Annotated in this window: 24 protein-coding genes; 11 read left to right on the forward strand and 13 right to left on the reverse strand. The window is 68.5% G+C overall.

Annotation, left to right across the window (positions count from 1 at the left end):
* Nucleotides 1–112 precede the first annotated feature (112 nt).
* Nucleotides 113–505 carry an RcnB family protein gene (locus G3M57_RS03285; protein WP_056758643.1) on the reverse strand — a complete coding sequence of 131 codons (393 nt, stop codon included), beginning with the start codon at nt 503–505 and terminating at the stop codon, nt 113–115.
* Between the two features lie 233 nt (nt 506–738).
* Between G3M57_RS03285 and G3M57_RS03290 the strand changes: the two genes are divergently transcribed.
* The gene (locus G3M57_RS03290; protein WP_310033635.1) at nt 739–1,488 is read left to right on the forward strand and encodes a phosphatase PAP2 family protein; all 750 of its coding nucleotides are present in this window, start codon (nt 739–741) and stop codon (nt 1,486–1,488) included.
* Here G3M57_RS03290 and G3M57_RS03295 read toward each other — a convergent pair.
* Together G3M57_RS03295 and G3M57_RS03300 are read right to left on the reverse strand one after the other, a co-directional pair.
* On the reverse strand, nt 1,461–1,760 hold the full coding sequence (locus tag G3M57_RS03295) for a GIY-YIG nuclease family protein (RefSeq protein ID WP_188916221.1): 300 nt from the start codon (nt 1,758–1,760) through the stop codon (nt 1,461–1,463). The genes G3M57_RS03290 and G3M57_RS03295 overlap by 28 nt on opposite strands.
* Before the next feature lie 90 nt (nt 1,761–1,850).
* Nucleotides 1,851–2,501: a J domain-containing protein gene (locus G3M57_RS03300; protein ID WP_056758647.1), complete on the reverse strand. Its 651-nt coding sequence runs from the start codon at nt 2,499–2,501 to the stop codon at nt 1,851–1,853.
* Between the two features lie 58 nt (nt 2,502–2,559).
* On the opposite strand from G3M57_RS03300, the gene G3M57_RS03305 reads away from it, so the two are divergent.
* Complete coding sequence (locus tag G3M57_RS03305; protein WP_163228690.1) at nt 2,560–2,832, forward strand: BolA family protein; 273 nt, start codon at nt 2,560–2,562, stop codon at nt 2,830–2,832.
* Between the two features lie 103 nt (nt 2,833–2,935).
* Entirely contained in the window at nt 2,936–3,379 is a 444-nt protein-coding gene (gene cdd / locus G3M57_RS03310) for a cytidine deaminase (protein WP_056758653.1), read from the forward strand.
* Nucleotides 3,380–3,436: 57 nt separating this feature from the next.
* Here the strand turns inward: cdd and G3M57_RS03315 are convergent, their stop codons facing one another.
* Nucleotides 3,437–5,470: an alpha/beta hydrolase family protein gene (locus G3M57_RS03315; RefSeq protein WP_163228692.1), complete on the reverse strand. Its 2,034-nt coding sequence runs from the start codon at nt 5,468–5,470 to the stop codon at nt 3,437–3,439.
* A 355-nt stretch (nt 5,471–5,825) separates the two neighbouring features.
* On the opposite strand from G3M57_RS03315, the gene G3M57_RS03320 reads away from it, so the two are divergent.
* Nucleotides 5,826–8,804 (forward strand): TonB-dependent receptor plug domain-containing protein, encoded by a 2,979-nt coding sequence (locus tag G3M57_RS03320; RefSeq protein ID WP_163228695.1) that lies wholly within the window; start codon nt 5,826–5,828, stop codon nt 8,802–8,804.
* A 203-nt stretch (nt 8,805–9,007) separates the two neighbouring features.
* Here G3M57_RS03320 and G3M57_RS03325 read toward each other — a convergent pair whose 3' ends face one another.
* From G3M57_RS03325 to G3M57_RS03335, 3 genes are all read right to left on the reverse strand, one after another.
* Nucleotides 9,008–9,376, reverse strand: coding sequence for a response regulator (locus tag G3M57_RS03325; protein ID WP_056758662.1), 369 nt, complete (start codon nt 9,374–9,376; stop codon nt 9,008–9,010).
* A gap of 3 nt (nt 9,377–9,379) precedes the next feature.
* Nucleotides 9,380–11,005, reverse strand: coding sequence for an HWE histidine kinase domain-containing protein (locus tag G3M57_RS03330; protein ID WP_208789648.1), 1,626 nt, complete (start codon nt 11,003–11,005; stop codon nt 9,380–9,382).
* A gap of 186 nt (nt 11,006–11,191) precedes the next feature.
* The gene (locus G3M57_RS03335; protein WP_156402288.1) at nt 11,192–12,475 is read right to left on the reverse strand and encodes an HlyC/CorC family transporter; all 1,284 of its coding nucleotides are present in this window, start codon (nt 12,473–12,475) and stop codon (nt 11,192–11,194) included.
* A 487-nt stretch (nt 12,476–12,962) separates the two neighbouring features.
* Between G3M57_RS03335 and G3M57_RS03340 the strand changes: the two genes are divergently transcribed.
* Together G3M57_RS03340 and G3M57_RS03345 are read left to right on the forward strand one after the other, a co-directional pair.
* Nucleotides 12,963–15,713, forward strand: a complete 2,751-nt coding sequence (locus G3M57_RS03340; protein WP_188916222.1) for a TonB-dependent receptor — start codon at nt 12,963–12,965, stop codon at nt 15,711–15,713.
* Between the two features lie 82 nt (nt 15,714–15,795).
* A complete protein-coding gene (locus G3M57_RS03345) occupies nt 15,796–17,028 on the forward strand; it encodes a histidine-type phosphatase (RefSeq protein ID WP_163228699.1) in 1,233 nt (410 codons plus the stop codon).
* Here the strand turns inward: G3M57_RS03345 and aroB are convergent.
* Both aroB and G3M57_RS03355 read right to left on the reverse strand, forming a co-directional pair.
* Entirely contained in the window at nt 17,025–18,134 is a 1,110-nt protein-coding gene (gene aroB, locus G3M57_RS03350; RefSeq protein ID WP_163228701.1) for a 3-dehydroquinate synthase, read from the reverse strand. The genes G3M57_RS03345 and aroB overlap by 4 nt on opposite strands.
* Complete coding sequence (locus G3M57_RS03355; protein ID WP_163228704.1) at nt 18,131–18,733, reverse strand: shikimate kinase; 603 nt, start codon at nt 18,731–18,733, stop codon at nt 18,131–18,133. Before G3M57_RS03355 ends, aroB begins: the two co-directional genes overlap by 4 nt.
* Before the next feature lie 121 nt (nt 18,734–18,854).
* Between G3M57_RS03355 and G3M57_RS03360 the strand changes: the two genes are divergently transcribed.
* The 3 genes from G3M57_RS03360 to G3M57_RS03370 all read left to right on the forward strand — a co-directional run bounded on the left by G3M57_RS03360 (nt 18,855) and on the right by G3M57_RS03370 (nt 21,601).
* The gene (locus G3M57_RS03360; RefSeq protein WP_163228706.1) at nt 18,855–20,309 is read left to right on the forward strand and encodes a hypothetical protein; all 1,455 of its coding nucleotides are present in this window, start codon (nt 18,855–18,857) and stop codon (nt 20,307–20,309) included.
* The gene (locus G3M57_RS03365; protein ID WP_163228709.1) at nt 20,306–21,235 is read left to right on the forward strand and encodes a site-specific tyrosine recombinase XerD; all 930 of its coding nucleotides are present in this window, start codon (nt 20,306–20,308) and stop codon (nt 21,233–21,235) included. The genes G3M57_RS03360 and G3M57_RS03365 overlap by 4 nt, the downstream gene beginning before the upstream one ends.
* A 144-nt stretch (nt 21,236–21,379) precedes the next feature.
* Nucleotides 21,380–21,601: an alkylphosphonate utilization protein gene (locus tag G3M57_RS03370; protein WP_163228712.1), complete on the forward strand. Its 222-nt coding sequence runs from the start codon at nt 21,380–21,382 to the stop codon at nt 21,599–21,601.
* Nucleotides 21,602–21,752: 151 nt separating this feature from the next.
* Here the strand turns inward: G3M57_RS03370 and G3M57_RS03375 are convergent, their stop codons facing one another.
* The 3 genes from G3M57_RS03375 to G3M57_RS03385 form a co-directional block, all read right to left on the reverse strand.
* Nucleotides 21,753–22,229, reverse strand: coding sequence for a VOC family protein (locus G3M57_RS03375; RefSeq protein WP_163228714.1), 477 nt, complete (start codon nt 22,227–22,229; stop codon nt 21,753–21,755).
* 101 nt (nt 22,230–22,330) lie between these two features.
* Nucleotides 22,331–22,657: a DUF1330 domain-containing protein gene (locus G3M57_RS03380; RefSeq protein ID WP_163228716.1), complete on the reverse strand. Its 327-nt coding sequence runs from the start codon at nt 22,655–22,657 to the stop codon at nt 22,331–22,333.
* Nucleotides 22,658–22,740: 83 nt separating this feature from the next.
* Nucleotides 22,741–23,412 (reverse strand): DUF4328 domain-containing protein, encoded by a 672-nt coding sequence (locus tag G3M57_RS03385; protein ID WP_163228719.1) that lies wholly within the window; start codon nt 23,410–23,412, stop codon nt 22,741–22,743.
* A gap of 95 nt (nt 23,413–23,507) precedes the next feature.
* On the opposite strand from G3M57_RS03385, the gene G3M57_RS03390 reads away from it, so the two are divergent.
* Both G3M57_RS03390 and G3M57_RS03395 read left to right on the forward strand, forming a co-directional pair.
* On the forward strand, nt 23,508–24,647 hold the full coding sequence (locus tag G3M57_RS03390; RefSeq protein WP_163228722.1) for an aminotransferase class I/II-fold pyridoxal phosphate-dependent enzyme: 1,140 nt from the start codon (nt 23,508–23,510) through the stop codon (nt 24,645–24,647).
* Nucleotides 24,648–24,657: 10 nt separating this feature from the next.
* Nucleotides 24,658–25,263: a glutathione S-transferase family protein gene (locus G3M57_RS03395; RefSeq protein ID WP_163228725.1), complete on the forward strand. Its 606-nt coding sequence runs from the start codon at nt 24,658–24,660 to the stop codon at nt 25,261–25,263.
* Between the two features lie 109 nt (nt 25,264–25,372).
* Here G3M57_RS03395 and G3M57_RS03400 read toward each other — a convergent pair whose 3' ends face one another.
* Entirely contained in the window at nt 25,373–25,771 is a 399-nt protein-coding gene (locus G3M57_RS03400; RefSeq protein ID WP_163228727.1) for a RidA family protein, read from the reverse strand.
* Nucleotides 25,772–25,973: the final 202 nt, after the last annotated feature.

Genomic DNA, 25,973 nt, shown 5'->3' on the forward strand with positions numbered 1-25,973 from the left:
AGGGGAAGGGCGAAGGCCAGCCCCGCGTGGAAAAAACGCCATGCCAGAGCACGACGCCCCGGGCGGCTGGGGCCGTCCGGGGCGCGATGGGGCCTTCTGGGAGGGGAAGGGCCTAGTTGTTGGCGATGATCACCGAGGCGATCAGGCCGGTGGCCACGGCGGCCAGGATGTAGTTGTTGTCCACGCGCTGCCAGCGATAGCCGCGGGGCGGGGCGCGAAGGCCGTGACGGCGCCAGTCGCTGACATAGTAGCGGTTGTCGCGATAGCGGGCGTCCAGGCGCTGGCCGCGTTCCCAGCGACGATAGTCGCGGCGCTCATGGGCGGCTTCCCGGCGGCTGTGGCCGTAGTCGCGGCGGTCATGGCGATCGTAGCGGTCGTCGTGGCGCTGGTCGTAGCGGCCGCGGTCGTGGTCGTCATAGCGTTGCCCGGCGGCCATGGCCGTGCCCGACAGGGCCGTGCCGGCCAGCAGGGTGGCGGCCAGGGTGGTGATGATCAGACGCTTCATAACGAGGTCCTTTCCTGTTGGTGGCGGTCCGACACCGCCGAACCTCTTTCGATAGTCCGACACTAGCGAATGGGGTTTGGACCGGACATGAACGGCGCTGGTCAGGAATGGTTCATCGTGTTTCCGAGTGGAAACATTTCGCCCGACCTTGAGAATACTGGACGGTGCGAAACCGACCTTTGCGCGTTGTCTCATTCATGAGGCGCTTTTCCTTCTTTCAACCTCGCCGCGATTTGCCGCGACTGCTGACCGCGGCGCGAAACGAGCTGGGTGCGGTGGCGGCCCTGCTGGTGTTGGCCGGCGGCGCGCTGGCTTTCCTGGAGCTGTCCGACGACGTGGCCGAGGGCGACACGACCGCCTTCGACCTGGCCGTGCTCAAGGCGCTGCGGCTGCCCGGCGACCCCAACAGCCTGATCGGGCCGAAATGGCTGCACGTTGCGGCGGCCGACGTCACCGCGCTCGGCTCGATCACCGTGCTGGGCCTGGTGGTGGTCCTGGCCCTGGCCCTGATGCTGAGCCTGCGGCGCTGGAGCGAGGCCCTGGTGGTGCTGGTCGGGGCCGGCGGCGGGGTGGCGATCAGCCAGGGCCTCAAGCAGCTGTTCGGGCGCGAGCGGCCGGAGCTGGTCTATCGCGCGGTCGAGGCGGCCAATCCCAGCTTCCCGTCCGGCCACGCCATGCTGTCGGCCGTGGTGTTCCTGACCCTGGGCGCCCTGGCGGCCCGGTTCGCGCCGCGCCGACGGGTCAAGGCCCTGGCCTTGGGCGCGGCGGTCCTGCTGAGCCTGCTGGTCGGGGCGTCGCGGATCTATCTGGGCGTCCACTGGACCAGCGACGTCCTGGCCGGCTGGAGCCTGGGCGCGGCCTGGGCCATGGCCTGCTGGGTGGCGGCCTGGGCGTGGGAGCGGCGGTTTCCCAAATCTCCACTCATCCCGGCGAAGGCCGGGACCCAAGCCGACCTTCAGAACGAGAACGACTCGCCCAAATGATCGAGCAGATCGACCCAGCCTGGGTTCATCTCCTCGATCAGGCGGATCTTCCAGGCGCGCCGCCATTCCTTGATGCGACGTTCGCGCCGGAAGGCGTCGATGCGATTTTCGTGCTGCTCGACCCAGACCAGCCGGGTCACGCCATACTTCTGGGTAAAACAGGGATTTTCCATGGCGCGGTGCTCGGCCACGCGTCGCCAGATGTTGTCTGTCGAGCCTGTATACAGCGTGCCGTAGGGCTTGCTGGCCATGATGTAGGTGACGAAAGCCAAGTCCCCGCTCCGCTCCCAGGCCCCAGCTTGGGTCTCGGCCTTCGCCGGGATGAGTGGAACATTATGGGAACTTGGGGTTGAGTCCAGCCCCTACTTCGCCAGGCCCGACTTCTGCAGCGTCTTGTACGCCTTGATCACCCGCTGGAGCTTGTGCTCGGCGCTGCGGTCGCCGCCGTTCATGTCGGGGTGGCAGCGCTTGAGCAGGTCCTTGTACTTGGCGCGGATCGCCGCGCCGTCGGCGTCGGCCTCCAGGTCCAGGTCCGCCAGGGCCTGGCGCTCCAGCTTGCCCAGGGCTCGGCCGGCGGCGGCCGATTCGGCCTTGCGCTGCTGGGCGCGGAACAGGCCGAACGGGTCGTTCAGGTGGCGCGCGTCGCGAGCGGCGGCGGCTGCGGCCTCGCGCGAATTGGCGTCGGCCTTCATCGACCAGGTCGGACGGCCGCCGGTCATCTTCTCCTTTTCCTGCGCGGCGCGGATCTGGCCCTCGCTCATGCCGGCGTAGAAGTTCCAGTTCTTGTTGTACTCGGCCGCGTGGCGCTGGCAGAAATTGTAGTAGACGCCCGGCATGTCGCGCGACTTGGGCGCCTTGGCCGTGGCGGCCGAGCGGCACTCGGGGTGGTCGCAGCGCACCTCGCCCGGTTTCAGGGCGTAGACGTCGTTCTCCCGAGCCGCCTCCTCCGGCGATTTGGGGGGGCGGACACGGATGTCGAAAAACTTGGGGCGATATTCGAAGTCGGCGCTCATGGCGCTTAGAGTAAGCCGACGCTATTTCCGTTCAAGGATTGACAAGCAAGGAACCGTCATGGGCGCTATCGCCGACGCCATCGCCGCCAAGCTGACCGCCGCCTTTTCGCCCACCCGGCTGGAGGTCGTCGACGACAGCGACCGCCATCACGGCCATGCCGGACATCGCGAGGGCGGGGAGAGCCACTTCAACCTGATGATCGAGGCCGAGGCCTTTGCGGGCAAGGCCCGGGTGGCCCGTCAGCGGCTGATCTTCCAGGCCCTGGCCGAGGAGATGGCGGGGCCGGTGCACGCCCTGTCGATCGTCGCCAAGGCTCCGGGCGAGGCGTGATCCGACGCGCGAAAACGGGCTTGCCAGGGCGGCCCGCGACTGATTGCCTCTCCGCCCGGCGCGACCCCGCAACGACGCGGAATCCGCCGGCGACGAGGCCGGCATGAGCGCAACCGAGACATCTCCCACCATCCCGATCTTCCTGGACGAGGACAGCGAGGCCGCCCTGGCCGCCGCCTTGCCGGCCCTGCTGGCGCGGTCCTACGCCCGTTATTCGAACTTCACCGTGGCCGCCGCGGTGATCGACGCCGACGGCCGCGCCCACCTGGGGGTCAATGTCGAGAACGCCGCCTATCCGTCGGGCACCTGCGCCGAGCAGACGGCGATCGGGGCGATGGTCACGGCCGGCGGGCGCGGCATCGCCAGGGTGCTGATCGCCGCCGGCTCCAACGGCGTGGTCCAGCCCTGCGGCGCCTGCCGCCAGCGCATCGCCGAATTCGCCACCGACGCCTGCGAGATCGTCTCGGTCCAGGACGGCAAGGCCACCCGCCGCACGCCGTTCTGGAGCCTGCTGCCCGACTCGTTCGGCCCGCGGGACCTAGCGTAGGGCGCACGAAAAAGGGGCGGCCCGCAGGCCGCCCCTTCATCTTGCTCGGCCAGACGGCTAAAGGCCGCCGGGCTTGCACTCGTTCTGGAAGAACTTCTCGATCTCGACCAGCTGGGTCTCCATCATGGCCGGCGTCATGGTCAGGTATGGGTGACCCATGTCCTTGATTTCCAACCACTTGTAGGGCTTGTTCGCCGCCTTCAGGCCGGCGATGAACCGCCGCGAGTCCTTGATGTCGACATTGGTGTCGCGCTCGCCGTGGTACAGGAAGATCGGGATCTTGGCCTCGCCGGCGTGCTGGATGGCGTCGAGGCCGTCCACGAACGGGCGCTGGTATTCCCGCATGGTGCGGCTGTCGCCCGTCACCCGTTTCATGTCCGCCAGGCTGCCGCCGGCGCCCGACACGGCGCATTGGTAGATCCCGTTCGGCCGGATGCTGGCGGCCAAGGCCGAATAGCCGCCGTAGGAGTAGCCGAACATGGCGATGCGCTTGGGATCGGCGATCTTCTGGTCGATCAGCCACTTGGCGCCGTCGTCCTTGTCGTCCTGCATCTTCTGGCCCCACTCGTTGTCGCCGGCGGTCCAGAGCTTGCGGCCCCAGCCCTCGCTGCCGCGGAACTGGGGTTGCAGCACGGCGTAGCCGCGGCTGGCGAAGTACTGTGTCCAGCCGCCTGGATCCCAGTCGAGCGAATCCCGCGACCAGGGCCCGCCGTGGGGCAGGATGATCGTCGGATAAGGGCCGGCGCCGGCGGACGCCGGGGGCGTGGTCAGGAAGCCCGGGACCACCAGGCCGTCCCGCGCCGTGTATTGGACCAGACGGGTGTCGCCGAGGACCTCCGGCTTGAGCCACGGCCGCTCCTTGCCCAGCAGCGACAGCTTGCCGTCCTTGGTGAACAGGTAGTAGTCGCCCGGTTCCTTGGGACCTGATTTCAGCACGATGATCGAACTATGATCGTCGGACCATGAGACCACCGACAGGTCCGCGCCGTCGGGAACGTTGATCTTGGCCTTCTGGCCGGTGCCCGGATCGGTCCAGGCCAGGGGCGTGGTCTTCACGCCCAGAGCCGCGCGCACGCCCTTGTCCATGGCCTCCAGCTGCGGATCGACCCAGTAGATGTTGTTGCGGGCGCCGTTGTAGCGGAAGCCCAGCAAGCGGTCGGACGAATCGGCCACGATCCCGCCGGCGTCGAACAGCTTATGTTCGAAGGCCGGTTCGACGATCTTCTTGGCGGTGATGTCGTAGACATAGATCCCCGCCTTGTCGGCGCCGGGCTGCCGCCCCGCCACGTAGACGATATTGGGATCGTCGCTGAAGCCGGCGACGCCGAAGAGGTTGCGGTCCTTGAAGTAGGACCGGAAATGCGGCTCCCACTGGCCCTTGGGGTTCTTGATCCACTGGATGTAGACCGCCTTGCCGTCCTCGTAGTCCAGCTGGATCTTGGCGCGGATCTCCCCCTTGGCGTCGGCTTGCAGGTCGCCGAACTTCTCCGAGCCCCGCTCCACGCGCTCGGCCGTGCCGGTGTAGATGTTGGCGCGGTAGATGTCGCCCTCGCCATCGGTGCTGGTGTCCATCACCAGGATGTGCTGCGGATCGCCGGGCAGGCGGCTCAGGATGGCGGGATTGCCGGTCTGCTTCTCGAGTTCGGCGTAGTCGCTGGCGGCGCGCTCTTCGGGCAGGGCGGGCTTCCAATCCTGGCCCTTGAGGTCGGTGATATAGATCTTCTGCAAGTGGCCCTTCATCGAGCCCACCGTCAGGGTCTGCTGGACCACGATCGCCAGGCGGTCGTTCTTGACGAACTCGACGCTCATGAGCCGCATGTGCCGCGAGCCGATGACGAACGGCTGGCGGTCGGGATGAGCGGTTTCCCAGATCGCCAGGAGCCGCTCCTCCCCGTCCGTCGAGATCAGGCCGGCGATATGCTGGCCGTCAGGTGAAACCACGACGTCGGACAGGGCGGCGTAGCGGCTGAAGTCCTTGGCGCTGGGCGGCGCGGCCTGGGCGGCCGACGCGCCAAGAATAGCCGCTGGCGCCAGGCCCAGGCAGGCGGCCGCGGCCATGGCCAGCAGCAGTGTCTTGGATTGAGTTCGCACGTGAACCCTCGTGTGAGTGAACGGATTGTTCCGACGGTAGCGATGATCGGCCTGTGTCCGCAATGTGTCGCCGATGTATCGCAATCAAAGGTGGTTGCGCAGGGAGCGCCTATCTTGGATGGGGAAAGCGCATCGGATCAAGGCACGAAATCGGCCCAAGCGGGGCCATTGTGGCGTCGATGTGACTAAATTGTAACTCATGGCGCAAGAAATCACCGATCGTTCACCGCGTTCGTTGAAGCGCGGCTTTTGACCTGCCTAACTGCCCGTTCGAGCCTTGGGGGACGTCAGGTCGCTAGGCTGGTTCATGCGGGGAGTAAAAATGTTCTTACGTAAAGTTCTACTATGCACGACCATGATCGCGGGTGTGATCGCGGTGGGTGCGCCGACCCTCGCGACGGCTCAAGACACAGCCGCCACGCCGGCCGCCGCGACGCCGGAAGGGACGGAAGTAGATGAACTGGTGGTCACCGGTTCGCGGATCCGTCGCAATGAATTCAACAGCATCTCTCCGGTCCAGGTGATCACCTCGGAGGGATCGACCCTGGCCGGCCTGGTCAGCGGCAGCGAAATCCTGCAGGGCGCGTCGGTCTCGGCTGGTTCGACCCAGATCAACAGCCAGTTCACCGGCTTCGTCGTCAACGGCGGCGGCGGCGTGAACACGGTCTCGCTGCGGGGCCTGGGCGATCAGCGCACGCTGGTGCTGCTGAACGGCCGGCGCCTGCCGCCCGCGGGCACCCAGGGCGCGGTCGCGGCCGTCGACCTGAACATCCTGCCCGACGCCATCGTCGAACGGTACGAGATCCTGAAGGACGGTGCCTCGTCGATCTACGGCTCGGACGCCGTGGCCGGCGTCGTCAACGTCATCACGCGCAACAAGCTGGACGGCGGTCGCCTGGAGGCGTCCGGCAACTTCGGCGGCGGCGGCGACGGCGGCAACGAATACACCTTCAGCGGCGCCTACGGTAGGGTGCTCGACAAGGGGCGGTTCCAGATCAGCGGCCAGTACTATGAGCAAAAGGCGCTCAAGTACGGCGACCGCAAGGACCTGATGTGCCAGGAGCAATATAGCTTCGACCCCACCACCGGCGCGCGCAACGACTGGATCGACGTCGACACCGGCACCTACAAGTGCACGGGCCCGTCGGGCGCGCTGTTCAACTACATCCCCGTCTATTCCTCGAGCGGAGCCTTCTATGGCAGCCGCGCCAGGATCTCGACGGACGGCCCGGCCTATCCGGCCAACCCGCCGATCGTGGCCGCCTCCAACGCCGATCCCCGCCTGCCGGGCTATCGTTTCGCGCCGCTGAACGACCGCGACACGATCAACGCCCTGGAACGGAACGCCGACTTCATCTCGCCGACCAAGCGCTACACCCTCTATGCCGACGGCCAGTACGACCTGAACTTCGGCGAGCTGTACGGCGAGTTCCTGGGCCACCAGCGCAAGTCGCAGCAGACCAACCTCCAGCAGCTGTTCCCGATCATCGCGCCGGAAGCCCCGTGCGACGTGAACCCGTTCAACTGCCCGGGCGCTTCGTTCGCGAACACCGCCCAGACCATCCCTGGCACGGGCCTCTACGCGCCTCAGGCCCTGGCCCTGACGCCGTACAAGTACACCCAGGACGTCACCGTGTTCCGGGGAGTCGTCGGACTGCGCGGCAAGTTCGGCGAGAACCTGGGCTACTTCAACGGCTGGACCTGGGACGGCTACGCCAGCTTCTCCAAGAACCGCGGCAAGTACAGCCTCACCGGCATCAACAGCCAGAAGTTCCTGGACGGCATCGGCGGCGATTGGGCCGAGAGCGACTTCACGCCGATCGTCGGCCGCCACATCAACCTGTTCTCGGACGAGGTTCTGCGGACCGGCAACCTGACGGCGGACGACTACGCCTATCTGAAACTGACGGACAAGGGCGTCACCGACTACGAGCAGACCATCGCCGAATTCACCGTGTCCGGCGACCTGTTCAAGCTGCCGGCCGGCCCGGTGTCGGGGGCGTTCGGCGTGTCGTATCGTCATGACAAGCTGGACGACAAGCCCGGCACGGACCTGACCACCCAGAACTTCTACAACCTGGCCACCGCCAGCCGCACCAAGGGCAGCGACACGGTCAAGGAAGCGTACGGAGAACTGGAAGCGCCGATCCTGAAGGCGCTGCCGGCCATCGAATCCCTGACGGTCAACCTGTCGGGACGTGTGTCGGATTACGACTCGTATGGCACGAACTACACCTACAAGGCGGGCCTGAACTGGCAGATCACCCCGGCCTACCGGCTGCGCAGCAGCTACGGCACCTCGTTCCGCGCCCCGGCGCTGTTCGAGCTGAACCTGGGCGACCAGGGCGGCTATCTGAGCCAGGCTTCGGTGGATCCCTGCATCCGCTACGCTCCGCCGGAAGGCGGCGGCGTGTCGAACCCGACGATTGCCAAGAACTGCGCGGCCCAGGGCATCCCGGGCGACTACGGCGGCAACAACCCGTCGGCGTTCATCGTCACCGGCGGCGGCAAGGACCTGAAGCCGGAGAAGTCGAAGGCGTTCAGCGCGGGCTTCATCTGGACCCCGGATTTCGCCGACATCAACATCGCGATCGATTACTACGAGATCGAGGTCAATGATCAGGTCACCAGCAACGGCGCGGCCGTCATCGGTCAGTGCTACGCGGCGGCCGACTTCCCGACCAATCCGTTCTGCAGCCTGTTCACGCGCGACCTCGACCCGGATTCGTCGACCTATCTCGGCATCACCGACATCGACGGCTCGTTCCGCAACATCGTCAGCCAGACGAGCCGCGGCATCGACCTGACGGCGCGCTACAATCGCGATATCGGCCCGGGCAAGCTGACCCTGGACGCCCAGTTCAGCTACACCCTGGAGGACTCTCAAGAGCTGTTCCCGGGCTCGACGGACGACTTCAACGGCGTGATCGGCGAGCCGAAGGTGGTCGGCAACACCCAGCTTCGCTATCGCTGGAACGACTTCACGATCGCCTGGTCGACCCAGTTCGTCGGCCACCAGTCGAACTACGACTACCAGTTCGGCACCAATCTCTCGCCGCCGTCGAACTACACCACCCCGCAGGGTTCGGCCTTCGTCGCCAAGAACCATGCCGAGGCGATGTGGTACCACGGCCTGTCGGTCCGCTATGAAGCCGACAAGTGGGAAGGCATCGTGGGCGTGACCAACCTCTTCAACGAGGCTCCGCCCAAGGTGTCGCCGGCCCTGCAGGACCGCGGCAACTTCACCTACGGCCGCGTCGGCAGCTACGCCTTCGCGACCCAGTACGACTACATCGGCCGTCAGGTGTTCGTGAACCTGACCCACCGGTTCTAGGCGTCCCGGCGAACTGGACACCGTTCGTCGTCAGAAAAGCCCCGGCCTGAGCAGTCAGGCCGGGGCCCCAGACCGGATCAAGCCTGGAAACGGAAAGGGGCGGACCTTCGAGGTCCGCCCCTTTTTGTTCGCCCATGCCGCCGCCGGGCATGAGATTCGACCGTTCGCGGATCCTGGCTTTTCCTCAAGCCAGGGCGTGAAGCTCAGACGCTCTGCGCCGCCAGGCCCTCCAGGACCTTGCGCAGGTCGGCTTCGCGGAACGGCTTCTGCAGCACGGTCGCGCCCTTGTGGCCTTCCGACAGGCCGGCCTCGCCATAGCCGCTGGCGAAGGCGAACGGCACGCCGCGCGCCTTCAGGGCGTCGGCGACCGGGAAGATCGGGCGGCCGCCCAGGTTGACGTCCAGCAGGGCCGCGTCGATGTCGGCCTCGCCGGCCAGGCGCAGCGCCTCGTCCAGCTCGGCCGCGGGACCGACGACCACGCAGCCGAGGTCGCTGAGCATGTCCTCCACCAACATGGAGACCAGCGCCTCGTCTTCGACGACCAAGACCTTAAGGGCGGCAAGGGTCTTCATGGTTCAGGGCTCCAGAGCACGGATCGGCAACCGCATGGTGCATACGAGGCCTAGGCTATCATAGGCCAGTGAGACTTGTGCGGACAGTTCTCCCGCCAGACCCTTTTCCAGCAGGCGGGCGCCGAATCCGTGACGGCGGGGCGCCACGACCGGCGGGCCGCCGTGCTCGGTCCAGGTCAGGCGCAGGCGTGGCTCGGACTCCGGCCCGCTCGATTCCGGCCCGCCCGGCTCGGGCCCCCAGGCCGCTCGCACCCCGCCGCCGGGAACCGACAGCGCGCCGTACTTCAGGGCGTTGGTCGTCAGTTCATGGATCGCCATGCCCAGGGCCACCGTCGCCTTGGGGCTCAGCTGGACGTCGCGGGCGTAGTCGAAGGCGATGCGGTCGCGGGCGGCGAAGGCCTCCAGCTCGAAATCGAAGATCTCGCGCAGGCTGGCGCCTTGCCAGTTCTGCTGGGTCAGCAGGTCGTGGGTGTGCGACAGGGCCATGATCCGCCCCTCGAAGGCGTCGCGGAACGCCTCGGGGGTGTCGGTCGTGCGTAGGGTCTGGCTGGCGATCGACTGCACCGAGACCAGGGTGTTCTTCACGCGGTGGTTCAGCTCGTTGACCAGCAGCTTCTGCCGCTCCTCGGCGCGCTTGCGCTCGGTGACGTCCAGCGACACGCCCGCCATCCGCCGGGCGCCGCCGTGATCGGCGGTCTGGGCGGCCCGGCCCCGGGCGTGCACCCAGCGGACATCTCCGCCCGGGGTGCAGACCCGGTACTCGATGTCGTAGTCGGCCCCGTGGCGGATGGCGTCCTCGATGGCGGCGATCATCCGCGGACGGTCGTCGGGGTGCACGGAGGCGACCAGGTCGGCGAACCCGAAGTCGTCGCCGGGGGCGCGGCCGTAATTGGCCTTGCAGATATCCGAGGCCAGATAGGCGCGGGTCTCGACGTCCAGCTCCCACGAGCCCAGGCGGCCGGCCTCCAGGGCGAACTTCAGGCGCTCTTCGGCGTCGCGACGCTGGGCCAGCTCGGCATGGGCGGCCTCGTGGGTCCGCACGGACTCGATCGCCACCGCCGCCTGTCCGGCCAGGCCGACCACCAGGCTCTCGGCGCGCGGCCCGAAGCGCCCCGCCTGCGGATGGCCGAAGAACAGTCCGCCCAGCACGACCCCGGCGCGGGTGACCACCGGCACGGCCAGGTAGCTGCGGACGGGCAGGTGGCCTTCGGGCATGCCGTGATGGGGCGGGTCACGGCCGTAGCGCGGGTCGCGGGTGATGTCGTCCGACCGCACCACGCCCTGGCCCTTGAAGGTGGGGGCGAAGACGGCGGTGCTGCGCGGCGTCGGAAAGGCTTCGAAGGCCGAGCGCGGCGCGCCCGACAGGCTGTAGAGCATGAAGCTCTCGCCGGCCTGGTCCGTGATCTTGTAGAAGAACGCGCCGAACTGGGCACCGGTCAGCTCGACCCCGCCGTCGACCACCGTCTGGACCAGGGTCTCGGCGTCATGGCCGGCTCCGATGGCCTCGGCGATGCGGTTGAGGGCGCGCGAGCGGCGCACCTCTTCGGCCAGGGCCTCTTCGGCCGCGGCGAGGCGTGCGACAAGGTCCTCGCCCTCGTCCTCCTCGGCGCGACTGGTCGCCTTGGCCAAGCTGTTCACCCCCACTCGCCCCGGTGCTCGTTCTCGAGCGCGATCACAAACGCATCGCCACAGTGATGGTTCCGCAGGCCGCCATAGTGCGCTGGGAACCGGCCGCCCTCAACCCGCCCGTGCGGCAAATCATCGGGCAGATCGGCGAAAATCAGGCCGTTGAGTCGAGTATGCGACGCAGGGCGCTCAGCGGACGCTCTCGTCCAGCCGTCCGCTGATCCGCAGGCCGGTGATCTGGTTGCGCTGGCGGCGCAGCACCTGGAAGCGGTGGTGGTGGAAGATGAAGATCTGGCCGGGCTCGGGAATGGTCTGGGCCTCGTGGATCACCAGGCCGGCGATGGTCACCGCCTCGCCCTCCGGCAGGCGCCAGTCCATGGCCCGGTTGAGGTCGCGCACGGTGACGTGGCCGTCGACGTGCACCGAGCCGTCCGCCTGCGGACGAAGGCCCTCGACCTTGGTGTCGTGCTCGTCCTCGATCTCGCCGACGATCTCCTCGAGGATGTCCTCCAGGGTCACCAGCCCCTGCAGCGCCCCGTACTCGTCGACCACCAGGGCGAAGTGGCTGCGCCGCTTGAGGAAGGCGTTCAGCTGGTCCTTCAGATTGGTGGTGTCGGGGATGAACCACGGCTCGCGCTGGATCGAGGCCACGTCGATGTCGTCGATCGCGCCGTTGGCGGCGGCCAGGGCCCGCAGCAGGTCGCGGGCGTGCAACACCCCGACGATGTTGTCGGCGTTGTCGCGATAGAGGGGGATGCGGGTGTGCTGGGCCTCCAGCGCCTCGGCCACCAGCTCGCGGATCGGCAGGTCGGCGTCGATCAGGGTGATCGACTTGCGGTGGACCATGATCTCGGAGACGTCCATGTCCGACAGGTCCAGCACCCCGCCCAGCATCCGCCGGTCGCCGCTTTCGACCCCGCCTTCGGAGTGGTGGTATTCGACCGCGCCGCGGATCTCCTCGTGGGCGGCCAGGACGTCGACCTCCATGGTCAGCTTGACGCCGAACAATCGCAGCGTACGGCGCACCACCCACTGGATGGCGTAGATGATCGGTCCGAACAGCCGCACCACCAGCAGGGTGGGTCCGGACAGGAAGCGGGCCACGTCGTCCGACTTCAGGATCGCCAGGGTCTTGGGCAGCACCTCGGCGAACACCAGGACCAGCACGGTCATCGCCCCGGTCGCCGCCGCCACGCCCCACGGGCCCGGGATGGCGGCGGTCAGCACCTGGGTGGTCAGGGCCGAGGCCAGGATGTTGATCAGGTTGTTGCCCAGCAGCACCGCCCCGATCATCGTCTCCTGGTCGGCCAGCAGCGTGTTGACCCGCTTGGCCGGTCGGTCGCCCTCGCGTTCCAGCTGGTGCATGCGGGCCCGCGAGGCGGCGGTCAGCGAGGTCTCGGCGGCCGAGAACAGCGCCGACAGGGCCAGCAGGACGATGACGATCGGCGCGAGGCCGAGGATGGCGGTCAGGATCATGGAAGGGTTGTACGCCGGGGCGGCGGCGAGGGGGAGATGGCATGGGCGGCGGGCCCGATGCGGATCGGACCTTACGAAGCCGTGCGTGGTCCTCGTCCTTCGACAGGCTCAGGATGAGGACCAGTGTTAGGGCCGTGTCAGCAGAAAACCTCATCCTGAGCTTGTCGAAGGACGAGGTTTTCGGCCCCGGAGCTGAAGGTCGATCCGCAGGTGCGTGGGCTCAGGCGTCCAAGCCTCCTCGGCGAGGCGGCCCTTCAGCTAGGGTTTCCATCGCAAGTTGAGACTATTCTGTGGATATTGTGCCCGTTTGGCGGCGGTTGTTCAAATCTAAGCAATATCTTTGTGGATTTACGAGAAAAATGTCACATAGCCGTGTCATGGCCTCCCCCGATTTCATTCGCAGGAGGGGCCATTGCACCGGATCATCGACACAGGCGCCGCGTCCAGGCGCGCGGGCCGGGCTGGAACGCGCAGACGCGCGCTGATGGCCGGGGCCATGGCGACGGCGGCCTTCATGACGGGCCAGGCTTGGGCGGCCGAGCCGACAGCCGAACCCGCGGCCGACGCCGGCGACCCCACGACCGTCGACTCCCTGGTCATCGTCGCCAAGCGCAACGACGCGGCCAAGGCCCAGATGAGCGCCCTGACGCCGGTGGCGATCCTGTCGGCCGAGGACCTGGAGCACACCGCGGTCCACAACGTCGCCGAGGCCCTGGGCATGATGCCCAGCGTCAATGTGATGAACACCGGCTCGTCGTTCTTCGGCGGCATCGACGGCGCCTCGCGCGGCGAGGGCATGTTCGTGTCGATCCGCGGCCTGAACGCCGAGTTCAACGTCAACATGATCAACGGCGTGACCGTGGCCCAGGGCATGCCCTACAGCCGCCAGGTCCAGCTGAGCCTGCTGCCGCCGTCGGGCCTGCACACCATCCTGCTGAACAAGACCTCGACCGCCGACATGGACGGCGACGCGATCGGCGGCACGGTCGATTTCCGCACGCCCTCGGCCTTTGACTACCACGACGACGTCCAGGGCTCGATCACGGTCTCGGGCCGGGTCGAGAGCCGCGCCCGCGACTATGGCGACAAGGGCCTGGGCGGCGGCCTGTCGGGCGAATGGGCCCGGAAGTTCGGGGCCGACCAGACCTTCGGCGTCTATGCCAGCGCCTTCTACGACAAGCGCAACTACGCCAACAGCGAGATGGCCGGCGTCATGGCCGCCCGCAACGACGGCGGCTGGGGCTTCCTGGTCAAGGACAAGGATGGGAACAGCTATCCCGGCCTGGATCCGGAGCAGAACATCACCCAGACCGGCGCCAACTTCGGGGTCTCCAACGGCTACACCGCCCGCTGGGGCGGCAACTTCACCGCCGACTGGCGCCCGGACGACACGCTGGACGTCTATCTGCGCGGCTCCTACGCCTACGCCAAGACCCAGCAGAACTCGACGCTCAGCCAGTATGTGAGCGCCGCCAAGAGCTACAAGGAGACCGTCCCCGGCTCCGGGCGCTACGCCCTCAGCGTCGACGCGATCTCGACCCGGGTCTGGTACGAGACCAACCCCGAGAAGGCCGACCTGGGCACGCTGCAGTTCGGCGGCGACAAGACCCTGGGCGCGTGGACCCTGTCGCCGCAGCTGTTCTACAGCGAGGGCGACAACGACCGGCCCAACCATATCGAGGCCTCGGCCCGCATCAACCAGAGCGACCGGTTCAACAACGGCTCCAACCGGCCGCTGGGCGGGCTGTCGATGAGCTATACCGACGACCTGCCCCGGCCGCTGCTCACCCCAGACATCTATAACGACCTGAACAACGCCGGCTCCGCCTTGCTGGCGCGCCGCGCCGGCCAGCTGACAGAGCAGTACAGCGGCCAGCAAAAGTACGGCTTCAAGTTCGACGCCAAGCGGGTCTTCGAGGACGGCGCGCTGCAGTGGGTGAAGCTGGGCGGCAAATATGTCGACAGCCACCGCCGGGTCACCAACCGCGACTGGACCAACGACCACTTCGCCAACCTGATCGGCCAGGGCGGCCTGACCTGGGACAGCCTGGGCCTGACCACCGGCTATTACGACCACATCTATCCGGGCGAGTATGGCTGGCGGGTGCCGAAGGTCAGCCAGGACAAGCTGTTCGAGTACTTCAACAAGTACAAGACCGACGCCAGCTTCGACACCTGCGGCTCGAACGCGGTCAACAACTTCAACTGCAACACCCAGAAGGGCGACGAGGCGGTGGCCTCGCTCTACGCCATGGCCGACTACCAGTTCGGCGATGTCGAGGTCATCCCTGGCCTGCGCTACGAGCACACCAAGATCGACAACACCTACTGGGCGATCCCGACCACCAGCGCCGGCCAGCAGACCGGGAACTGGGCCAAGAGCGACACCACCTATGACGAGGTCCTGCCCAGCCTGTTCCTGACCTGGCGGCCCAGCGACGCCGCGGTCTATCGCGGCTCGGTCTGGACCTCCTACACCCGTCCGGCCTTCATCCAGCTGGCCGGCGGCGAGCGCCGCCAGGTCAGCGACGACGGCAATGTCACGATCACCAAGGGCAATCCCGACCTGAAGCCGATCAAGGCGATCAACCTGGACCTATCGGGCGAGTGGAGCAACGCCAAGGGCGGCTACGCCATGGTCGGCGGCTTCTACAAGCACCTGTCGGACTATCTGTACGACAACGGCTCCAGCCCGGTGAACTCCGACACCCTGACCGAGGGCAGGGTCACCACCAACCAGCCCACCAACGGTGGTGACGGCGACGTCTATGGCCTGGAGCTTCAGCTGCGACAGAAGTTCTCGGATCTGCCGGGCCTGCTGGGCGGCCTGGGGGCGGGCCTGAACGTCACGCGTCAGTGGACCAGCGTCGACCTGGGCGACGGCGTCGACAACCGCATCCAGAACGCGCCGGACTGGCTGGCCGACGCCCAGCTCTTCTACCAGAAGGGCGGCTTCAGCTTCGACGTGATCTACCACTACACCGGCACCTATGTGGCCGACTACGATGTGCTGGACCAGGCGGGAGAGTGGGACAACCTGTGGGTTCGGCCCATGCGCAGCGTCGACCTGCATGTCGGCTACGCCTTCGACAACGGCGTGAAGCTGGACCTGTCGGTCGCCAACCTGCTGAAGGACGAAAGCTACTGGTCCCACATCGGCCAGCACAGCCTGGCGCTTTCCGACGTGGTGGACTCGGGCCGGACCAGCCTGCTGACCCTGAAATACGCCTACTGATCCCGCGGATCCCGGCCGTCCGCGGCCGGGATCCCTCGCTCCGGCGCGAGGCTCGCGCCGATCTCACCGACAGGCGCGCCTGATGAAGCCCATCCTTCCGATCCTCGCCTTCGCGGCGCTGCTGGCCGTCGGCGGCGGCGCGAGCGCCCAGACTGCGGGGCCGCAAGGTCCGCTCAAGGTCGAGCGCACCGTGATGCTGTACCGCCACGGCATCCGCGCTCCGCTGCCGGGCGAGGCGGCGGTCGACGCCTACGCCCACCCGCCCTGGCCGGTCTGGAGCACCCCGCCCAGCCTGCTGACGCCGCACGGCCGCCAGGCGGCGCGGCTGATGGGCGTCTATGATCGCCAGCGGCTGGCCAGTCAGGGCCTGGCCGCGCCGGAGGGCTGTCCCGCGCCCGGCGCGATCGTCATCTGGACCAACACCGCCCAGCGCACCATCGCCAGCGGCGAGGCCTTCGCCGAGGGCTTCGCGCCCGGCTGCCACCTGGCCGTGGGCCACCAGCCGCTCGACACCGAGGACCCGCTGTTCCACTCCGTCGAGGCCAAGGCGGTGGAGTTCAGCGGGGCCAAGGCCGCCGCCGCGATCACCGCCGAGAACGGCGGTCCCGCCGCCCTGGTCGCCCCCTACGCGGCCAAGATCCGCGAAATGGAGCGCGTGCTGGGCTGCGACCGGACCCAGCCGCCGTGCGACATCGCCTCGGCCCCGACGCGCCTGGCGCCCAGCCCTGACGACGGCCTGGCGCTGGACGGACCGATTTCCATCCTGTCCGGCACGGCCCAGGTGTTCATGCTGCAATACGCCGAAGGCCTGCCGCTGGATCAGGTGGGCTGGGGCCGCGCCACGCCGCGAGCGCTGGAGGACGTCTCGCGCCTCCACGCCCTGCTGTTCGATATCTACACCCGGCCGCGCTACATGGCCCGGCGGATCGGCGGGCCGATGGCCAGGAGGATCTCCGGCATCCTGGCGGCCAAGGACGCGCCCGCCGTCAACGTCTTCGTCGGCCACGACAACAACATCGCCGCGCTGGCCAGCCTGATCGGTGCGCACTTCAAGATGGACGGCTACGGCCAGGACGACCCGCCGATCGGCGGCGCCCTGGAGCTGCAGGTGTTCGTCGACGGCCAGGGCCGCCGGTTCGTCGGCGCCTTCTACGAGGCCCAGACCCCCGACCAGCTCCGGAGCTTGGCGCCCCTGTCGCTCGCCAGCCCGCCGGTCCGACGCGAGCTCGACCTGGCCTGCCACGCGCCAGGCCAGCGGCTCTGCCGGCTGGAGGACTTCCTGGTCGCGCTGGATCGCCGCCTGAGCGCCGACTAGACCGCGCCTTCCTCCAGCAGGAACGCCCGTAGCGCCGCCCGGTCGACGTCCTTGGCCACGAAGGCGTCGCCGATGCCGCGCACCAGGATGAAGGTCAGCAGCCCGCCCTCGGCCTTCTTGTCCTGGGCGCTGTGGGCGATCAGGGCGTCGGCGCTGAACGGCTCGGGGCGGATGTCGGACAGGCGGGTTGGCAGGCCGGCGGCCTTGATCGCGGCCTCGGCGCGGACGGCGTCCTGGGCCGAGCACAGGCCCTGGCGGACCGAGAAGCGGAAGGCCTGGGCCATGCCCAGGCCGACGGCCTCGCCGTGCTTGAGCCCGTCGCCGAAGCCCATCTCACCCTCGACCGCGTGGCCGAAGGTGTGGCCCAGGTTCAGCAGGGCGCGGCGGCCGGCTTCCTTCTCGTCCTCGGCGACGATCTGCGCCTTCATCTCCACCGAGCGGCCGACGGCGCGGACCAGGGCGGCGGTGTCGCGCTCCAGCACGGCCTTCACGTGGGCTTCCAGCCATTCGAAGAAGGCGAAGTCGCCCAGCAGGCCGTACTTGATGATCTCGGCATAGCCGCAGGCCAGCTCGCGGGCGGGCAGGGTGGCCAGGATGTCCAGGTCAGCCAGCACCAGCCGCGGCTGGTGGAAGGCGCCGATCAGGTTCTTGCCGCGCGGGGTGTCGATGGCGGTCTTTCCGCCCACGGACGAATCCACCTGGGCCAGCAGGGTCGTCGGGATCTGGATGAAGTCGATGCCGCGCTTGTAGATCGCCGCCGCGAAGCCGGTCAGGTCGCCGACCACCCCGCCGCCGAACGCCACGACCATGTCGCCGCGCTCCAGGTTCAGGGCCAGCAGCCGGTCGCTCAACTCGGCCAGGCCCTCGAAGCTCTTGGTCTCCTCGCCGGGCGGAACCAGGATCACGTCGGTGGCGACGCCGGCGTGCTCCAGGGCGTTGGCCAGGCGCTCGCCGTGATGCTCGCCGACATTGGTGTCGGTGACCACCGCCACCCGCTTGCGCTTGAGCAGCGGGGCGATGTGCTCGCCCGCCCGGTCGATCAGGCCCGTGCCGACGACCACGTCATAGGCGCGCGCGCCCAGGCCCACGGGAATGGTGGTGATCACTTGGACTCGCTTTCGGATGGGGAGGGGGCATCGGACGGGGCCAGGTAGCCCCTCAGGCCCTGGATCACGGCCTCGACCGCCACGGCGTGGGCGGTGTCGCCGGTCTCGACGGTCAGGTGGGCCTCGCCATAGGCGGGGTAGCGCAGGCTGGCGTGCTCGCGCAGCACGTCCATCGGGTCGCGGCCCTTCAGCAGCGGCCGGCCGTCCTTGCGGCTGACGCGGCGGGCCAAGAGCTCCAGGTCGGCCTTCAGCCAGACCGCGACGGCCTTGGACTTGATCAGGGCGCGGGTCTCGGCGTTGACGAAGGCCCCGCCGCCGGTGGCCAAGACGTGCGGCGGCTCGTCCAGCAGCCGGGCGATCACCCGCCGCTCGCCGTCGCGGAAGGCCGGCTCGCCCATCTCGGCGAAGATCTCGGGGATTGAGCGGCCGGCGGCGGCCTCGACCTCGTTGTCGGCGTCGCGGAACGGCAGGTCCAGGGCCGCGGCCAGGCGGCGGCCGACGCTGGACTTGCCCACGCCCATCAGCCCGACCAAGACGATGGTCTTGCGGCGCAGGGCGGCCCTTGGGTCGGGGCTGGAAGGGGCGGTTTGGTCGGTCATGCCTGCGCGCGGTTTACACGAGGGCGAGGCCTCCCGCCAAGGTTTGGACCAAAGCCGCGTCCAGGGTGTTCCGGAGGGCGAAAAGTTTTCTTCAACCTCTGTCCTGCGGCATAGTTGAACCATGGCCCCTTCCAAGCGACTCACGACCTGTTCGGCCCTCGTCCTGGCGGCGGCGATGCTTGCGGCGGCTCCCGCCTGGGGGCAGGGACCGGTGCAGGTCCAGTCCCTGGCCGCGCCGGACCTGTTCTCGTCGCCGGCCGCCGAGACCGGCCTGTCGGGCGACCTGTGGAAGGACGCCTCGCCGGGCGTCGCCAAGGAAGCCCTGCCCAAGCTGGCCGCCAAGCCGCTGTCGCCGGCCGCGGCCGGCCTGGCGCGGCGGGTGCTGGCCACCGGCGCCAACGCCCCGGCCGGGATTGGCGACGACCCCGAGCTGGGCGCGACCCGGGCCATGGCTCTGATCGCCCTGGGCGAGGCCAAGGGCGCAGACGCCGTGCTCGACCGCGTCCCCGGCGTGGCCGGCAGCGCCCAATTGTCGATGGCGGCGGCCGAGGCGGCCCTGATCACCGGCGCCGACGACAAGGCCTGCAAGATCGGCGAGGCGCTGAGCGTCGAGCGCGGCGCCCCCTACTGGCTGCGGCTGCGGGCCTTCTGCCAGGCGATCGGCGACCAGCACGACGCGGCCCAACTGACCTTCACCCTGGCCGCCCCGCAGACCAAGGACGCCGACTACGCCCGGCTGATGAACGCCCTGCTGTCGGGCGCGCCGGCGGGGGCGGCCAGCCTGAAGAATGGGATCAACTACGCCCTGTCGCGCAAGCTGGGCCTGGACGTCTCGGCGCCCGCCGCCGTCGCCGCCGCCTCGCCGGCGTTGAAAGCGGCGATCAAGCCGGCCGACGCGGTCCCGCCCACCGACCTGACCGCCGCCCAGGCTTCGGCCGTCGCGGCCCTGCGCGGCGCCAAGGGCCTGGCCGCCTTCACCGACGCCGCCAAGGCCGCCCAACCGGCCATCGCCGCCCTGGCCGGGGCCGACGCGCCGCTGGAAGATCCGGTCCTCTTCGCCCGCGCCGCCCTGGCCGCCGGCGACCCGGCCACCGCCCAGGCGATCCGGGGCAAGCTGACCGGCGACGCCCTGCCCGCCGGCGCCGCCACCACCGACCTGGCCCTGCTGGACGCGACCCTGGCCGCCGCCGGGGGCAAGGCGGACAGCCAGGTTCTCGATGGCCTGATCGAGCGCGGCGCCCAGGGCGGGGCCAAGTCGCCCGCCCAGCCTGCCGCCCTGATCCTGGCGGCGCTTGGCGGCGTCATGGGCCCGGAGGCCCGCGCCTCGTTGGCGACCTTCGACCCCGGCAAGTCGGCCGCTCCGGCTGGGCGGCTGATCGTGCTGGACGACGCGGCCACCGCCGGTCGCCAGGGCGAGACGGCCCTGCTGGTCCTGTCGATCGCCGCCGACGCCGGTCCGTCGGGACCCGGGCCGGTCGACCGCGCCCGGCTGGTCCGCGCCCTGCTGAAGGCGGGCCTGGAAGCCGACGCCCGCGCCTTCGCCGTGGAGGGACTGTTGGCGCTGCAGGTCAAATGAGCGCCGCCGCCTCTTCGGGAAAGAGCGGGGGCTGGATCGACGCCTTCCTCGAGATGATGGCCGTCGAACGCGCCGCCGCCCGCAACACCCTGACCGCCTATGAGAAGGACCTGATCGACGCCCGGCTGTTCCTGGCCTCGCGCGGCGACCTGGACGGCGCCTCGGCCGAGGCGGTCGAGGCCTATTTCGCCGACCTGGGCGCGCGCGGCCTGTCGCCGGCCACCGCCGCCCGCCGCCGCTCGGCCCTGCGCCAGTTCTACCGCTTCGTGCTGGGCGAGGGCTGGCGCGACGACGACCCTTCGCGCCGGGTGGAGGCCCCCAAGGCCGGGCGGCCGCTGCCCAAGGTGCTGTCGCGGGACGCCATCCTGCGGCTGATCGCGGCGGCCACGGCCAAGGACGGGGCCCAGGGCCTGCGCCTGACCTGCATGATCGAGCTGCTCTACGCCTCGGGCCTGCGGATCTCCGAACTGCTGAACCTGCCCCTGGCCGCCCTGGCCCGCGACCCGGCCTTCCTGATGGTCAAGGGCAAGGGCGGCAAGGAGCGGCTGGCCCCGCTGAACGACGCGGCCCGCGCGGCGGTGAAGGCCTATCTGGAGGCAAGGCCGCAATTCCTGCCAAAAGGCGTCAAGGACAGCCCGTGGCTGTTCCCGTCGCGCGGCAAGGGCGGGAAGCTGACCGGCCGGCGGGTGTCGCAGCTGCTGGAGGACGCCGCCATCGCCGCCGGCATCGACCGCGAGACGGTCAGCCCGCACGTCCTGCGCCACGCCTTCGCCACCCACCTGCTGGAGGGCGGCGCGGACCTGCGCGTCATCCAGACCCTGCTGGGCCACGCCGACATCGCCACCACCCAGATCTACACCCATGTGGCGGGGGATCATCTGGCGCAGGTGGTCAGAACCAAGCATCCACTGGCGAAGAAGGGGTAGGTCGAGGGCAGAACGGGGATGCACACGGCGACCTCGGCTCCAGGACCCGCGAGCCGGTGGTGCGGGCGTGTGTCCCCGCCTTCAGGCGCGGCATGACAAGACGGGGCGCGCCCTGCTAAGGCCCCTACTTTTCTGGAGAACGGCATGTCCGACGAAACCCGCGACAGCAACGATACGATCCTGGCCGACGGCGACAACGTCACCTTGATCAAGGACCTCAAGGTCAAGGGCTCGGGCGGCGTGACGCTGAAGCGCGGGACCCTGGTCAAGAACATCCGCCTGACCGGCGACACCGACGAGATCGAGGCCAATGTCGAGAAGGTGCGCGGCCTAGTGCTGCGCACCGAGTTCGTGAAGAAGGCCTAGGCGGATCGACATCGGCTTCGACGTTCGAAAACCTCGTCCTTCGACAAGCTCAGGATGAGGTTTTCTATGGCTGAGCCTGCAAATGGTCCTCATCCGGAGCTTGTCGAAGGACGAGGACCACGCACGACCATAGACGTCGAGCCACCAAAGCTCAGGCCCCGTCGAACGCCGCCTTCAGCGCCGGCATGTCCAGCTTGACCATCTGCATCATGGCCCCGAACATCCGGGCGACGGCGGCCTTGTCGGGGTGGGGCAGCAGGTCCAGCAGTTCCTGGGGCACGATCTGCCAGGAAAGGCCGTACTTGTCCTTCAGCCAGCCGCACTGGCTTTCCCGGCCGCCGTCGGCGACCAGGACGTCCCAGTAGCGGTCGACCTCGGCCTGGTCGGCGCAGTGGACGACGAACGACACCGCCTCGGTGAAGGTGAAGTGGGGGCCGCCATTCAGGGCGGTGTAGGCTTGGCCGTTCAGCTCGAAACCCACGGTCATCACGTCGCCGGGCGCGCCGGGACCGCCAGAGCCGTAGCGGGTGATCTGGGTGATCCGCGAGTCGGGAAACAGCGAGACGTAATAGTTGGCGGCCTGCTCGGCCTGGGTGTCGAACCACAGGAAGGGAGTGATCTTGGGCATGGCTTTCCTCCACGGGACCGCCGGTCGGCGGGTTCAAGCCGAGGACGATCAGGACACGCGTCTCCCGACATCGACCCGGACTTTTCAACGAAACGCCCTTCTCACGCGGCGGCCAGCAGGTCCGCGCCCTTGTGGTCGGCGTCGCAGCCGGGGACCAGGATGACCTCGCCCCGCGAATGGTCGGTGCGCAGGCCCAGGATCGCCTGGTAGGCGGGCGAGGCGTACCAGGCCCGGGCCGTCGCCAGGTCCGCGAAGGCGATGACCACGATGTCGCCGGGCCACTGGCCTTCCAGCACCTCGACCGTGGCGCCATGGACGACGAAGCGGCCGCCGAACGGTTCCAGGGTGGCGTCGATGCGCCGCAGGTATTCGATGATGGCGGGCCCGAAATCGACCTGGCGCAGGTGGGCGATGGCGTAGGCGGTCATGGCGGCTCCTCGTTGACGACAAGGAAGCTTCGTTCGTTCCGGACCTTGAAGCGATAACCTGTGAGGTTATGCGGATGTTGATCTCAGTTGAAGGCGGCGGCGTCCAGGCTTGAGACCTGGCGCGCGGTCAGGGTCCGGATGATCCGGATCAACAGGACGCCGGCGCCGATGATCAGGCCGGCCGACACGATGGCCACCATGCCCGCCGCGAGGTGGCCTTTTACGGTGCGCTCCTGACGCAGGACGTCGGACGCCCAGCCGGTGACGTTGCTGGCCAGGTAGAAGCCCCACCAGAGGCGCAGGATGAACGGGGTGTCGAGCGCTCTCCAGCGCGAGGGCTCGGTGCTGACGCGCCAGGTCTGGTCCAGGGCGTGGAACGGCTTCCACAACGAGACCAGCGGCACGAAAAACCAGCCGACCGCCCAGCCGGGCGAAGTGTCCATGCCGCCGGCCAAGCTGTGGGCGTTGCGGTTGGTGCGGTGGACCCACATCCGGAACAGCACGCCGTAGGCCGCCAGCGAGGCGATCTGCAACATGGCCGCCAGACCATAGGCAAGGGCGTAGGGAGCGAAGGCCGGCAGATCGAAGCCTTCGCGCAGCGGCGTCTCGCCGTCGGCCGCCAGAAGGTAGGACAGGTTCATCCCGACCATGCCCGCGAAGATGGCCACCGCGATCAAATGGGCCACGATGCCCACGACCGCTCCCTTGGCGCGCCGAAGCGGACTCTTGGCCGTGTAGAGACGCTTCTTGCCCATCGTCATTCCCCCGAACACGAGCGGAGCTAGACCGTTTTGAACCGTCCGACAACGCCGCCGTTGTCGCCCCCACCGCCACGGACTAGTTAGGCGGCATGTCCGCCTCTGAGATCGAACCCTTTCACGCCATCGCCATCAGCCGCCTGGCCCACCAGATGAAGGCTCAGGGCCGGTCGATCATCCACATGGAGTTCGGCCAGCCCTCGACCGGCGCCCCGGCGGCGGCGATCGCCACGGCGCATCACGTGCTGGACACCGACGGCATGGGCTATTGGGAAAGCCCGCTGCTGAAGGCGGCGATCGCCCGGCGCTACGCCGACCTGGACGGGGTCGAGGTCGATCCCGAGCGGGTCATCCTGACCTGTGGCGCCTCGCCGGCCCTGGTGCTGGCGCTGGCCTCGAACTTCCAGCCGGGCGACCGCGTCGCCCTGGCCCGGCCGGGCTATGTGGCCTACCGCAACACCTTGAAGGCTCTGAACCTGGTCCCGGTCGAGATCGGCTGCGGGGCCGAAAGCCGCTTCCAGCTGACCGCCGCCCACCTGGCCGCGCTGGACCCCGCCCCGGCCGGCGTGATCATCGCCAGCCCGGCCAACCCGACCGGCACGATCATCCCGGCGGCCGAACTGGAAGCGATCGCCGGCGTCTGTCACGAGCGGGGGATCCGCGTCGTCTCCGACGAGATCTATCACGGCCTCAGCTACGGCGAGCCGGCCCGCTCGATGCTGGCCTTCGAACCCGAGGCCCTGATCGTCAACAGCTTCTCCAAGTACTTCAGCATGGCCGCCTGGCGGCTGGGCTGGGTGGTCGTGCCGACAGAGCAGGTCCAGCGGGCCCGGGCCTTCATGGGCAATCTGTTCCTGACCCCGCCGTCGCTGAGCCAGCACGCCGGCCTGGTCGCCATGGACTGCCTGGACGAGCTGGAGGGCCATGTCGCCGTCTACCGCGCCAACCGCGCCCTGCTGCTGGACGCCCTGCCGGCCCTGGGCCTGGCCTCGATCGCTCCGCCCGATGGAGCCTTCTACATCTACGCCGACATCGGCCACCTGGCCGACGACAGCCTGGCCTTCTGCGAGGCCCTGCTGCGCGACACCGGCGTGGCCACCGCGCCTGGCGTCGATTTCGACCCGGTCGACGGCCGCCGGTTCATCCGCTTCAGCTTCGCGGTCTCGACGCTCGAGGTCGAGGAAGCCCTGCGGCGGATCATCCCGTGGTTTGCGGCGCGGGCGGCGGCTTAGGAGGACGGCGATGCGACTGATCGGAATGCTGGATTCGCCCTATGTGCGGCGCGTTGCCGTGACCCTGCGGCTGCTGGACCTGCCGTTCGCGCACGAGCCGGTGTCGGTGTTTCGCCACTATGACGCCTTCGCGGCGATCAATCCGGTGGTCAAGGCGCCGACCCTGGTCACCGACGACGGGGTGGTGCTGATGGACTCGACCCTGATCATCGAGCACCTGGAACGGCTGGCCGGGCGGCGCCTGAGTCCCGACCGTCCGGCCGATCACGCTCGCGCCCAGCGGATCCTGGGCCTGGCCTTGGCGGCCTGCGAAAAGACGGTGTCGCTGGTCTACGAGTTCAACCTGCGCCCCGAAGAGAAGCATCACGCCCCCTGGATCGACCGGGTGCGCGGGCAGGTCAGCGCGGCCTGGAGCCTGCTCGAGGCCGAACTGGCCTCGCCGCCGACCTGGCTGGAGGGCTCCCAGGCCTGGCTGACCTGCGCGGTGGTCTGGACCTTCGCGATCAGGACCTTGCCGGAGTCGGTCGATGCGGCGGCGTGCCCTCGCCTAGTCGCCCTGACCGCGCGGGCCGAGGCGACGCCGGCGTTTCTGGTGACGCCGTTCGACGAAGTCTAGCGCGATCGGGGCTGACCGAGGGGCCGGCGCGCTTCGCCAAATTCGCCGTCATTCCCGCCAAGGCCATGTTCAGCCGGACCGACAGTTCCAGGCTCGGCCGACCTGTCGCCTACCCATCCACGACAGCGAACGCATCCACCTCGATGAGGTAGCCAGGAGAAAGGGCGGTGACTCCCAGGAGGACGTCGGCGGGCTTGTGATCGCCGAACAGCCCAACGCGAGCCTCTTCGATGATCGACAGATGGCGATCACGGTCGTAGTCGACAACGTAGATCGTAATCTTCGCGACGTGTTCAGGCGCGGCGCCGGCGGCCGCGAGGGCTCGACCAAGGTTGGCGAACACCTGACGCGCCTGAACCGCCAGATCACCGGAACCTACAAGCTTCCCGTCGATGTCTTCCGGTTCCTGGCCGGCGACAAATATGAGCTTGGAGCCTTTTGCGACGACGACTTGAGTATAGGTCGTTGGGGTCGGCAGATCGTGCGGGTTGATGCACTCTAGCGTCATCTTCTTTCTACTCCATTCATGGCTTCGCCGTCCTGCTGTTCGCGTCTATCGGAGCGCCTGTCTTCAAGAGGCCGATCCCGCTTCGCAGAGCGGATCGAACACTATTGATTACAATGGCTGTATGACAGCTTCCCTGGCTATCCCCCTCGACCGACGCCGTCTTCTCCTCACCCGTGAAGCGGGTGGAGGTGGCTCGGCGGGC

Source organism: Caulobacter rhizosphaerae, from assembly GCF_010977555.1.
Lineage (GTDB): Bacteria > Pseudomonadota > Alphaproteobacteria > Caulobacterales > Caulobacteraceae > Caulobacter > Caulobacter rhizosphaerae.